Source organism: Pseudomonas sp. FW305-70 (genome assembly GCF_058783925.1).
The window spans coordinates 176,613-188,723 of sequence record NZ_JBYSYZ010000001.1; the positions used below are offsets into that span (position 1 = coordinate 176,613).

13 protein-coding genes are annotated in these 12,111 nt (G+C 60.8%); 11 read left to right on the forward strand and 2 right to left on the reverse strand.

Translation table 11 applies throughout. The features are described 5' to 3' along the window. The first annotated feature begins 46 nt into the window (after positions 1-46). From AC3WN7_RS00840 to AC3WN7_RS00860, 5 genes are all read left to right on the forward strand, one after another. Positions 47-1,351, forward strand: a complete 1,305-nt coding sequence (locus AC3WN7_RS00840) for a urate hydroxylase PuuD (protein ID WP_095964013.1) — start codon at positions 47-49, stop codon at positions 1,349-1,351. 193 nt (positions 1,352-1,544) lie between these two features. Then, positions 1,545-2,903: a nucleobase:cation symporter-2 family protein gene (locus tag AC3WN7_RS00845; RefSeq protein WP_095964012.1), complete on the forward strand. Its 1,359-nt coding sequence runs from the start codon at positions 1,545-1,547 to the stop codon at positions 2,901-2,903. A 170-nt stretch (positions 2,904-3,073) separates the two neighbouring features. After that, positions 3,074-3,859 (forward strand): outer membrane protein OmpK, encoded by a 786-nt coding sequence (locus tag AC3WN7_RS00850; RefSeq protein WP_095964011.1) that lies wholly within the window; start codon positions 3,074-3,076, stop codon positions 3,857-3,859. Continuing rightward, the gene (locus AC3WN7_RS00855) at positions 3,859-4,203 is read left to right on the forward strand and encodes a hypothetical protein (protein WP_141249696.1); all 345 of its coding nucleotides are present in this window, start codon (positions 3,859-3,861) and stop codon (positions 4,201-4,203) included. The genes AC3WN7_RS00850 and AC3WN7_RS00855 overlap by 1 nt, the downstream gene beginning before the upstream one ends. 32 nt (positions 4,204-4,235) lie before the next feature. Continuing rightward, entirely contained in the window at positions 4,236-5,021 is a 786-nt protein-coding gene (locus AC3WN7_RS00860; RefSeq protein ID WP_095964010.1) for an outer membrane protein OmpK, read from the forward strand. 98 nt (positions 5,022-5,119) lie between these two features. On the opposite strand, the gene AC3WN7_RS00865 is transcribed toward AC3WN7_RS00860, so the two are convergent. Beyond that, positions 5,120-6,274 (reverse strand): patatin-like phospholipase family protein, encoded by a 1,155-nt coding sequence (locus tag AC3WN7_RS00865; RefSeq protein ID WP_102673302.1) that lies wholly within the window; start codon positions 6,272-6,274, stop codon positions 5,120-5,122. Between the two features lie 151 nt (positions 6,275-6,425). After that, the gene (locus AC3WN7_RS00870; protein WP_102673303.1) at positions 6,426-7,358 is read right to left on the reverse strand and encodes a lipid A biosynthesis lauroyl acyltransferase; all 933 of its coding nucleotides are present in this window, start codon (positions 7,356-7,358) and stop codon (positions 6,426-6,428) included. A 118-nt stretch (positions 7,359-7,476) separates the two neighbouring features. On the opposite strand from AC3WN7_RS00870, the gene minC reads away from it, so the two are divergent. From minC to AC3WN7_RS00900, 6 genes are all read left to right on the forward strand, one after another. After that, complete coding sequence (minC, locus tag AC3WN7_RS00875) at positions 7,477-8,214, forward strand: septum site-determining protein MinC (protein ID WP_102673340.1); 738 nt, start codon at positions 7,477-7,479, stop codon at positions 8,212-8,214. A 202-nt stretch (positions 8,215-8,416) separates the two neighbouring features. Further along, complete coding sequence (gene minD / locus AC3WN7_RS00880) at positions 8,417-9,229, forward strand: septum site-determining protein MinD (protein WP_007974946.1); 813 nt, start codon at positions 8,417-8,419, stop codon at positions 9,227-9,229. A gap of 3 nt (positions 9,230-9,232) precedes the next feature. Further along, entirely contained in the window at positions 9,233-9,487 is a 255-nt protein-coding gene (gene minE / locus AC3WN7_RS00885; protein ID WP_007974947.1) for a cell division topological specificity factor MinE, read from the forward strand. A 91-nt stretch (positions 9,488-9,578) separates the two neighbouring features. Continuing rightward, positions 9,579-10,214, forward strand: a complete 636-nt coding sequence (locus AC3WN7_RS00890; RefSeq protein ID WP_007974948.1) for an RluA family pseudouridine synthase — start codon at positions 9,579-9,581, stop codon at positions 10,212-10,214. A gap of 209 nt (positions 10,215-10,423) precedes the next feature. Then, positions 10,424-11,713 carry a M18 family aminopeptidase gene (locus AC3WN7_RS00895; RefSeq protein ID WP_007974949.1) on the forward strand — a complete coding sequence of 430 codons (1,290 nt, stop codon included), beginning with the start codon at positions 10,424-10,426 and terminating at the stop codon, positions 11,711-11,713. Positions 11,714-11,884: 171 nt separating this feature from the next. After that, positions 11,885-12,061, forward strand: a complete 177-nt coding sequence (locus AC3WN7_RS00900; RefSeq protein WP_015096128.1) for a hypothetical protein — start codon at positions 11,885-11,887, stop codon at positions 12,059-12,061. Positions 12,062-12,111: the final 50 nt, after the last annotated feature.

Here is a 12,111-nt window from a genome sequence, read left to right on the forward strand (position 1 = left end):
AGGTCTGATCACTCGACAACAGAGTGACAGGCGAGAGGTAAAGACTGTGGAAGCACATCTGTTGGAATGGCTGAACCTGAGCGTGCGCTGGGTTCACATGATTACTGGCGTGGCCTGGATCGGTGCGTCGTTCTATTTCGTCTGGCTGGAAAACAACCTCAACCGGGTCAACCCGAGAACCGGCCTGGCCGGCGATTTGTGGGCGATCCACGGCGGCGGTATCTACCACCTGGAAAAATACAAACTGGCTCCACCGACCATGCCGGACAACCTGCACTGGTTCAAATGGGAAGCCTACTTCACCTGGATGTCGGGGATCGCGCTGCTGTGCGTGGTGTTCTACTCCAACCCGACGCTCTACCTGCTGGCTCCGGGCAGCACCCTGAGCGGTCCTGAAGGCGTGGCCATCGGTCTCGGCTCGCTGTTCATCGGCTGGTTCATCTACTCCTTCCTGTGCGACTCGGCCCTGGGCAAACGCCCTGCCCTGCTCGGCTTCATCCTGTTCGTGCTGATCATCGGCGCGGCCTATGGCTTCAGCAAGGTGTTCAGCGGTCGCGGTGCGTACCTGCACGTCGGCGCGATCATCGGCACCATCATGGTCGGCAACGTGTTCCGCATCATCATGCCGGCACAGCGCGCACTGGTGGCGGCGATCGCCGAGAACCGCACGCCGGATCCGGCCCTGCCGGCCAAAGGCCTGCTGCGTTCGCGTCACAACAACTACTTCACCTTGCCGGTGCTGTTCATCATGATCAGCAACCACTTCCCGAGCACCTACGGCAGCCAGTACAACTGGTTGATCCTGGCCGGGATCGCGGTACTGGCGGTGTTGGTGCGTCACTACTTCAACACCCGTCATGACAGCCACAAGTTTGCCTGGACCCTGCCGGTGGCAGCGGTGGGCATGATCTGCCTGGCCTATGTGTCCGGTCCGAAGCCGATGTCCAGCGCCCCTGAAGTGGCCAACGCTCCAGCGAAAATCGAATACCAGCCGCTACCGGAAACCGCAGTGGGCGGTGGTTTGAAACCCGCCGAAGCCAAACCTGCAGAAACGCCAGCCGCCGCTCCGGCGCAAGCGTCCAACGCCGGCCCTGGCTTTGACAAAGTGCACAGCGTGATTCAGGAACGTTGCACGGTCTGCCACTCGGCCAAGCCCACCAGCCCGCTGTTCAGTGCGGCCCCTGCCGGCGTGATGCTCGACACCCCCGAGCAGATCCGCCAGAACGCACCGCGGATTCAGGCGCAAGCCGTCACCAGCCAGATCATGCCACTGGGCAACATCACCCAGATGACCCAGCAGGAACGCGACCTGATCGGTGCCTGGATTGTGCAGGGAGCCCAGACCAATTAATCGCTGAACGCTTCGCGAGCAGGCTCGCTCCCACATGGACACCATCAATCCCTGTGGGAGCGGGCTTGCTCGCGAAAGCGTCGGGTCAGTCAACAACGATGTTGAATGTTATGGCCTCTTCGCGAGCAAGCCCGCTCCCACAGGTTTGCCTGACACACAAAATCACAAGAATAAAAAAGATCCGAGGTGTTGCATGTCCGAGCTATCCGCAGCGCGCATCCCCGACGCACCCGCCATTCAGCGTTTGCCCCTCTTGCAACTGATCCTGGTCGGTTTGCAACATGTTCTGCTGATGTACGGTGGCGCCATCGCGGTGCCGCTGATCATCGGACAGGCCGCTGGCCTGAGTCGTGAAGAAATCGCCTTTCTGATCAATGCCGACCTGCTGGTGGCCGGTATTGCCACCATCGTCCAGTCCCTCGGCATCGGCCCCATGGGCATTCGCATGCCAGTGATGATGGGCGCCAGTTTCGCCGCCGTCGGCAGCATGGTCGCCATGGCCGGCATGCCCGGTATCGGCCTGCAAGGGATCTTCGGCGCGACCATCGCCGCCGGTTTCTTCGGCATGCTCATCGCGCCATTCATGTCCAAAGTCGTGCGCTTCTTCCCTCCTCTGGTGACCGGCACGGTCATCACCTCGATCGGTTTGTCGCTGTTCCCCGTGGCCGTGAACTGGGCTGGCGGCGGTGCCAGCGCCGCTCAATTCGGCTCGCCGATCTACCTGGCCATCGCCGCCCTGGTGCTGGGCACCATCCTGTTGGTGCACCGTTTCATGCGCGGCTTCTGGGTCAATATTTCCGTGCTGATCGGCATGTGCCTGGGCTATGTGCTCTGCGGCCTGCTCGGCATGGTCGACCTCAGCGGCATGGCGCAGGCGCCATGGCTGCAATTCGTCACCCCACTGCACTTCGGCATGCCGAAATTCGAACTCGCACCGATCCTGTCGATGTGCCTGGTGGTGGTGATCATTTTCGTCGAGTCCACCGGGATGTTTCTTGCGCTGGGCAAGATCACCGGCCAGGAAGTCAGCCCACGGATGCTGCGTCGCGGTTTGCTGTGCGATGCCGGCGCCTCGTTCTTCGCCGGGTTCTTCAACACCTTCACCCACTCCTCCTTTGCCCAGAACATCGGCCTGGTGCAGATGACCGGTGTGCGCTGCCGCTCCGTGACCATCGTCGCCGGCGGTTTGCTGATCGTCCTGAGCCTGCTCCCCAAGGCCGCGTTCCTGGTGGCCTCGATCCCGCCGGCCGTCCTGGGCGGCGCAGCGATTGCGATGTTCGGCATGGTCGCCGCCACCGGGATCAAGATTCTCCAGGAAGCCGATATCGGTGATCGTCGCAACCAATTGCTGGTGGCGGTGAGCATCGGCATGGGCCTGATCCCGGTGGTGCGCCCGGAGTTTTTCGCCCACCTGCCCGTGTGGATGAGTCCGATCACCCACAGCGGCATCGCCATGGCCACCCTCAGCGCGCTGACGCTGAACCTGCTGTTCAACATCCTTGGCGGTGCCGAACGCGCGGCCATCAACGACTGCCACGCTCACCAACATTGACTGAATAGGCACTGACCCCCTGTAGGAGCGAGCTTGCTCGCGATGAACGCAAGAACACCGCGTTTATCCAGCTAACACGCGTAATCGTTAGCGACCATCGCGAGCAAGCTCGCTCCTACAGGGGCAAGGGCTGCCTGCGCCTCAAAAATAAAAACAAGAGGGAGCAACAGATGATTCGGACACAAACCAACCTGCTGTTGGGTGCTGGCCTGCTGGCTGCGAGTCAGGCCATGGCCGGCGATTTACTGCTGTGGCAGACCAACAGCCTGAGCTATCTGTACGGCAAGGATTTCGTGGTCAACCCATCAATCCAGCAGACGATAACCTTCGAGCACGCCGACCGCTGGAAGTACGGCGACAACTTCATGTTCATCGACAGCACCTACTACAACGGCGAGAAAGACCGGAACAAAGGCGTCCACGCCTACTACGGCGAGTTCAGCCCGCGCCTCTCCCTGGGCAAGATCCTCGACCGTCGCTTCGAATTCGGCCCGATCAAGGACGTGCTGCTGGCCATGACCTACGAGAACGGCGAAGACGACACCGAGGCCTACCTGATCGGCCCCGGATTCGACCTCGCGGTACCGGGCTTCAATTTTTTCACCTTGAACTTCTATTACCGCCAGACCGAAGGCTCGCGTCCCGGCGACGATGTCTGGCAGATCTCGCCGGCCTGGTCCTTCACCCTGCCATTGGGCAACTCGAACCTGTTGATCGACGGCTACATGGACTGGGTCGTGGATAACGACCAGAACGCCCATGGCACCTATCACGCCAACCTGCACTTCAACCCGCAGATCAAGTACGACCTGGGCAAGGCCCTGGGCTGGCGGGAGAAACAGGTGTACGTCGGCGCTGAATACAGCTACTGGAAAGACAAATACGGCATCGAAAACAGCGGCAAATTCGACACCAATGAAAACACCACCAGCCTGCTGGTGAAGGTGCATTTCTGATGCTGCCCCGCAACCGTGCGCCAAACCTGTCGTCGGTGCGCCGTTGCGGAGCACTTGAGACCTGGCCGAGGAGTCAGTATTCTCCGCGGCCGCCCGAATCCGGTTTAAAAAAAAGCCCGGATGTAAAACCTGACCAGCAGGCCAACTTATCCCGGCGCTGGCAGGCACCAAGGCACTCCACCCCCCCTCTCAATCGACCGCTTTTGAGCCGTCGAGCGGGAGTTTTTTTGCTTTTTGAAAGCCTTGGCTCAGCTCTTGCTATCAGCACAAAGCTGACCGACTGGATGATTTTTTACCGCTACGGAAAAAGGCGCCACACCAGAGCGTCGACCTTAAAAAAATAACGTGGAACCACCTACTTTTTGGGAGCAACCGAATGAAACGTACGTGCACTAGCCTGATGCTGGCGGGATCGATGCTGGCCGGGGGCCAGGCCATGGCCGGCGATTTGCTGCAGTGGCAGAACAACAGCCTGACCTACCTGTATGGCAAGGATTTCCAGGTCAACCCGCGCATCCAGCAGACGGTGACCTTCGAACACGCCGATGGCTGGAAGTACGGTGACAACTTCTTCTTCATCGACAAGATCTTCTACAACGGCAAGGAAGACCACTTCGCGGGTGAAAACACCCACTATGGCGAGCTCAGCCCGCGCCTGTCGTTCAACAAGATCTTCGACCAGAAGTTCGAGTTAGGCCCGATCAAGGACGTCCTGCTGGCCATGACCTATGAGTTCGGCGAAGACGACACCGAGTCGTACCTGATCGGCCCTGGCTTCGACCTGGCCATCCCGGGCTTCGACTACTTCCAGTTGAACTTCTACAACCGTCACACCGAAGGCGACCGCCCGGGCGACAACATCTGGCAGGTCTCGCCGGTCTGGTCCTACACCATCCCGGTGGGTGACTCGGACGTGCTGATCGACGGCTTCATGGACTGGGTCGTCGACAACGATGTCAACAGCAAAGGCGAGTACCACGCCAACCTGCACTTCAATCCGCAGGTCAAATACGACCTGGGCAAGGCGCTGAACCTGGGTGCCAAGCAGCTGTACGTCGGTGTCGAGTATGACTACTGGAAAAACAAGTACGGGATTGAAGACAGCCAGGGCTTCAAGACGGATCAGAGCGTGACCAGCTTCCTGGTCAAGGTTCACTTCTGATCTTGTAGGAGCGAGCTTGCTCGCGATGGACTAGAGAGCGCCACGGGGTGTCAGGCTCCCAGCGTCATCGTTAACGTCCATCGCGAGCAAGCTCGCTCCTACAGTAAGCCGAGAAACCGGCACAACTCCCCGCGCTTGGCCAACGCATCGCTGCGCCCCAACTCGATCAACTCGCTGCAATACCCCGACTCGAACAGCAGGTAGCTCAGTACCCCTGCCCCGCTGGTCTTGGTCGCGCCCGGCCCGCGTAAAAACAGGCGCAATGCCGGCGGCAACTCCTGACGATGTCGCGCGGCAATCTCATCGATCGGCTGGCTCGGTGAAATCACCAACACGTCCACCGGCGCCACGCCCAATGCGCGGGTCGGTGTGCCATCAGGCATCAGGTGACTGAACTGGTTCAGGCGCTGCAACAGTTCGATGTCACTTTCCAGGCTGTCAATGAACGTACTGTTGAGCATATGCCCGCCGATCTGCGCCAGGGTCGGTTGCTGCCCGGTGTAGCTGCGCTGCAAGGGTTGTTGCGGGTCGATACCGCGGGGGTTGCCGCTGACGCCCACCACCAGCACCCGACTGGCGCCCAGATGCAGCGCCGGGCTGATCGGCGCCGACTGACGCACCGCGCCATCACCGAAATACTCTTCGCCGATTTTCACCGGGGCGAACAGCAGTGGAATCGCCGAACTGGCGAGCAAGTGTTCAACCGACAGTCGGGTGGGAACGCCGATGCGTCGATGGCGCAACCAGGCATCGATCTTGCCGCCGCCCTGATAAAAGGTGACGGCCTGGCCGGACTCATAGCCGAACGCCGTGACCGCCACCGCATGCAATTGCTTCTGTGCGATCGCTTCGGCGATGCCCCCCATATGCAGCTTGTCGTTGAGCAGATCCCGCAGCGGCGAACTGTTGAGCAGCGCCACCGGAACCTGGGAACCGATGCCGAGCAAACTATGGCTGACAAAGCGAGTGGCCTGGCGAATGACCCCGGGCCAGTCACTGCGCAATACCAGAGGGCTGCGAAAGCCCTGCCAGAAGGCCGTCAGGCGTTGGATGGCATGACGAAAGTCCATTGCCCCGCTGGCGAGGCTGACCGCATTGATCGCGCCTGCCGAGGTGCCGACGATCACCGGAAACGGATTGCTCGCCCCCGGCGGCAGCAATTCGGCAATCGCCGCCAGCACCCCGACCTGATAAGCCGCCCGAGCCCCGCCACCGGAAAGAATCAACCCTGTAACCGGTTCAACTGGACTCATGCACAACTCTCCATGGTGCTTGATGGGATGACGTTGCCTTGTGGGAGCGAGCCTGCTCGCGATGGACGTCAACGATAACGCGGGTAACCTGACGCCCCGTGGCGCTCTCCAGTCCATCGCGAGCAGGCTCGCTCCTACAGGGGATCGGGGTTCAACGGCGTTTGGCGTACAGCTTCGGCTCGCCCGGTGGACGGCTCTTGAAGCGGCGGTGGGCCCACAGGTATTGCTCGGGATATTGGCGCAGGACGCCTTCGATCCATTGGTTGATGCGAATGCAGTCTTCTTCCTCGGTTTCGCCGGGGAAGCCTTCGAGCGGCGCATGGATCACCAGGCGATAACCGCTGCCGTCCGCCAGACGCTCCTGGGTGAACGGCACCACCAGCGCCTTGCCCAGCCGCGCAAACTTGCTCGTGGCGGTGACGGTCGCCGCCTGAATGCCGAACAGCGGCACGAAGATGCTTTGCTTGGCGCCGTAGTCCTGATCCGGCGCGTACCAGATCGCGCGGCCCGAGCGCAGCAATTTGAGCATGCCGCGCACGTCTTCACGCTCTATCGCCAGCGAATCGAGGTTATGCCGCTCGCGGCCCTGGCGCTGGATGTAGTCGAACAGCGGATTCTTGTGCTCGCGGTACATGCCGTCGATGGTGTGCTGCTGACCGAGCAACGCCGCGCCGATTTCCAGGGTGGTGAAGTGCAGCGCCATCAGGATCACGCCCCTGCCTTCGCGCTGGGCCTGCTGCAGATACTCCAGCCCTTCAACGTGAGCGAGACTCGCCAGACGCTTGCGCGACCACCACCAGCTCATCGCCATCTCAAAAAATGCGATGCCGGTGGAGGCGAAGTTTTCCTTGAGCAGGCGTTTGCGTTCGGCGGCGGTCTTTTCCGGAAAACACAGTTCCAGATTGCGCTTGGCAATGCGCCGTCTGTCGCCGGCCACGCGATACATCAATGCGCCCAATGCTCGACCGATCCACAGCAGTGCCGGATACGGTAACTGGACGATGAGCCACAACAGCCCCAGGCCACACCACAGCGGCCAGAAACGTGGAGATAGAAATGCTTTTCGAAAACGCGGGCGGTCCATTAATGCTTCCGGAATGACAATGGCCGCGCATTCTACATCGTTCGACCCGGCTTGCGGCCTGCGGGCGTTCTCGTTATAAGTCTCGGCACTTTTAGTGACAAGTCGTTGTATGCCGACCATGAGCCAAACCGAACCGCTAGACCAAGATCCCGTGTTCCAGTTGAAGGGCAGCATGCTGGCCATTACGGTGCTGGAACTGGCCCGTAACGACCTCGAAAGCCTTGATCGGCAACTGGCCGCCAAGGTCGCCCAGGCGCCCAACTTCTTCAGCAACGCGCCGCTGGTACTGGCCCTGGACAAACTCCCGGCCAGCGAAGGCGCGGTCGATCTGCCAGGTCTGATGCGCGTTTGCCGCCAGCATGGCCTGCGCACCCTGGCGATCCGCGCCAGCCGCATCGAAGACATCGCCGCCGCCATTGCGGTCGACCTGCCGGTGCTGCCACCGTCCGGTGCCCGGGAGCGTCCACTGGACCTGACCGAAGGCGAACCGAAGAAAAAACCGGAAAAACCGCCTGAACCGACCATCAAACCGACAAAAATCATCACCTCGCCAGTACGTGGTGGCCAGCAGATTTATGCCCAGGGCTGCGATCTGGTGGTGATCTCCTCGGTCAGCCCGGGGGCGGAACTTCTCGCCGATGGCAACATCCATGTATACGGCCCGATGCGGGGTCGCGTGTTGGCCGGCGTCAAGGGCGACACCAAGGCGCGGATTTTCTGTCAGCAAATGAGTGCTGAACTGGTTTCCATTGCCGGACATTACAAGGTTTCCGAAGATCTGCGCCGCGATCCTCTGTGGGGTTCGGGTGTGCAGGTCAGCCTGTCCGGCGACGTGTTGAACATCATTCGGCTTTAACGGATACTGCCGCATTTTCCAAGCATCTCTAAAACATAGCGAAAACGGCTCAAACGAAGTAGGAAAAAGGCCGAAAGCAGTGTTTACCGGGGGTAAGCGCCGCTCAAAACCGGATTCCAGCCAAGGCTGTCCGACTGCAGTAGTTTTTCAGGAGATGTTTTTCAGGGGCTGAAAAGTCCTTTTTCCTTAGGGGTGAAACACCTTGGCCAAGATTCTCGTGGTTACATCCGGCAAGGGTGGTGTGGGTAAGACCACCACCAGCGCCGCTATCGGTACCGGCCTCGCTCTGCGCGGCCACAAAACAGTGATCGTCGACTTCGACGTGGGCTTGCGTAACCTCGACCTGATCATGGGTTGCGAGCGCCGCGTGGTGTATGACTTCGTCAACGTGGTCAACGGCGAAGCCAACCTGCAACAGGCCCTGATCAAAGACAAGCGCCTGGAAAACCTCTACGTGCTGGCCGCCAGCCAGACCCGCGACAAAGACGCGCTGACCGTCGAAGGCGTGGAAAAAGTCCTGATGCAACTCAAGGAAGACTTTGAGTTCGTGGTCTGCGATTCCCCGGCGGGCATCGAGAAAGGCGCCCACCTGGCCATGTACTTCGCCGATGAAGCGATCGTCGTGACCAACCCGGAAGTCTCCTCGGTACGTGACTCCGACCGCATGCTCGGCCTGCTGGCCAGCAAGTCCCGTCGTGCCGAACGCGGCGAAGACCCGATCAAGGAACACCTGCTGATTACCCGTTACCACCCGGAGCGTGTGAGCAAAGGCGAAATGCTCGGCGTAGAAGACGTCAAGGAAATCCTTTCGGTGACCCTGCTCGGCGTGATCCCTGAATCCCAGGCGGTGCTCAAGGCATCCAACCAGGGTGTTCCGGTGATTCTCGACGACCAGAGCGATGCCGGCCAGGCCTACAGCGATACCGTTGACCGCCTGCTGGGCAAAACCGTGGATCATCGATTCCTTGATGTACAGAAGAAGGGATTCTTCGAGCGCCTGTTTGGAGGCAACTAAGCAATGAACCTTTTTGACTTCTTTCGTGCCAACAAAAAGCAAAGCACCGCGTCGGTAGCGAAAGAGCGTCTACAGATCATCGTGGCGCACGAACGCGGCCAACGCAGCACCCCGGACTACCTGCCGGCCTTGCAGAAGGAACTGGTCGAGGTGATCCGCAAGTACGTCAATATCGGGTCCGATGACGTGCACGTCGCACTGGAAAGCCAGGGCAGCTGCTCGATTCTGGAACTCAACATCACCCTGCCTGATCGCTGAGTCGATCCGCCAGGAGCCACGGCGGCTCAGGCCCCTTCTGCAACCGGAAGGGGCCTGACCCGCCGTTGGCGTTTGTTACGAGGCTGTTTTAATGCCGTTGTCCAACATCCACATCATCCATCAGGACGCTGCCGTACTGGTGGTGAACAAGCCGACCCTGTTGCTCTCTGTCCCTGGCCGGGCCGATGACAACAAGGACTGCCTGATTACCCGCCTGCAGGAAAACGGCTACCCGGAAGCGCGAATCGTCCATCGGCTGGACTGGGAAACGTCCGGCATCATCCTGCTGGCCCGCGACCCGGATACCCATCGCGAGCTGTCCCGGCAATTTCACGACCGCGAAACCGAAAAGGCCTACACCGCCCTGTGCTGGGGTCAGCCGGAACTGGACAGCGGCAGCATCGACCTGCCCTTGCGCTACGACCCGCCAACCAAGCCGCGGCATGTGGTCGATCATGAATTCGGCAAACATGCGCTGACCTTCTGGCGCGTGCTGGAGCGTTGCGGCGACTGGTGCCGCGTTGAGCTGACACCGATTACCGGCCGCTCCCACCAGTTGCGCGTGCACATGCTCTCGATCGGTCATCCGCTGTTGGGCGACGGGCTCTATGCCCACGAGCAGGCGCTGGCGGCCTGGCCGCGCCTGTGCCTGCATGCGAGCATGCTGACCTTCACCCATCCCCAGACCGGCGAGCGCCTGCGCTTCGAGTGCCCGGCTCCGTTCTGAACGCAACGCACTCCCCCCTGTAGGAGCGAGCTTGCTCGCGATGGTCGTCAACGATAACGCGGGAAGCCTGGCGCCCTGCGGTGTTCTTGGGACCATCGCGAGCAAGCCCGCTCCTACAGGGCGGGGCGGGGCGCCACTCCACCCGCACACCACCGCCAATTCCCTGACCAATACGTTAAACTGGCGCCACTGCTGTCTGGAGCTACTTTATGCGCGAAGAGTTGAACCAAGGCCTGATCGATTTCCTCAAGGCCTCCCCTACCCCGTTCCATGCCACCGCCAGCCTTGTTCAGCGCCTGGAAGCGGCGGGCTATCAACGCCTCGATGAGCGCGAGCCGTGGAATACCGAAGCCAACGGCCGCTACTACGTCACCCGCAATGACTCTTCGATTGTCGCGATCAAAATGGGCCGCCATTCGCCGCTGCACGGCGGCATTCGCCTGGTCGGCGCCCACACCGACAGCCCGTGCCTGCGCGTCAAGCCGCAACCGGAGCTGCAGCGCCAGGGTTTCTGGCAGCTGGGTGTCGAAGTCTATGGCGGCGCTCTGCTGGCACCGTGGTTCGACCGCGACCTGTCCCTGGCCGGCCGCGTGACCTTCCGGCGTGACGGCAAGGTCGAGAGCCAGTTGATCGACTTCAAGGCCCCGGTCGCGATCATTCCGAACCTGGCGATTCACCTCAACCGCGAAGCCAACATGGGCTGGGCCATCAACGCCCAGACCGAACTGCCACCGATCCTCGCGCAATTCGCCGGTGACGAGCGCGTGGACTTTCGCGCAGTGCTCACCGACCAACTGGCCCGCGAACATGGCCTGAATGCCGACGTGGTGCTCGATTACGAGCTGAGTTTCTACGACACCCAAAGCGCTGCGGTCATCGGTCTGCATGGCGACTTCATCGCCGGCGCGCGCCTGGACAACCTGCTGTCGTGCTACGCCGGCCTGCAAGCGCTGCTGACGGCCGACACCGACGAAACCTGCGTGCTGGTCTGCAACGACCACGAAGAAGTCGGCTCCTGCTCGGCCTGCGGTGCCGACGGCCCGATGCTTGAGCAAACCCTGCGTCGCCTGCTGCCTGAAGGTGATGAATTCGTACGCACCATTCAGAAATCCCTGCTGGTTTCGGCTGACAACGCCCACGGCGTGCATCCCAACTACGCCGACAAGCACGATGCCAACCACGGCCCGAAACTCAACGCCGGCCCGGTGATCAAGGTCAACAGCAACCAGCGCTACGCCACCAACAGCGAAACCGCCGGGTTCTTCCGTCATCTGTGCATGGCTGAAGAAGTGCCGGTGCAAAGCTTCGTGGTGCGCAGCGACATGGGCTGCGGCTCGACCATCGGCCCGATCACCGCCAGCCACCTGGGCGTGCGTACCGTGGACATCGGCCTGCCGACATTCGCCATGCACTCGATCCGCGAACTGTGCGGCAGCCACGACCTGGCGCACCTGGTCAAGGTACTGAGCGCGTTCTACGCCTGCCGCGAATTGCCGTAAACCCTGTAGGAGCGAGCTTGCTCGCGATGGACGTGAACGGTCATGCGTGCTTACTGGATAAACGCGGCGCCCTGAAATCCATCGCGAGCAAGCTCGCTCCTACACACACATCACGCCGGCCGCGTCAAAAGCGGCCTAGACTTCAAGTATCCCTTCGACAAGGCTGTCTCCATGATCTCGATGTCCTCCTTTCACGCCATGCTGATCCCGATTCTTGCCGGGATGCTCCTGCTGGCCGTCGGTTTCAACTTTCGCGACAAAAATGCCGGTGTGTTCGCCATGTGGATCGGCATGCTGACCATCCTCGCGACCGTGGTGATCAAGATCCTCGCCAAACTCAACGAATAATTCATCGCCCTTGGCTCGCATTGATTTTGACGGGCTCGTACACTCGGTCG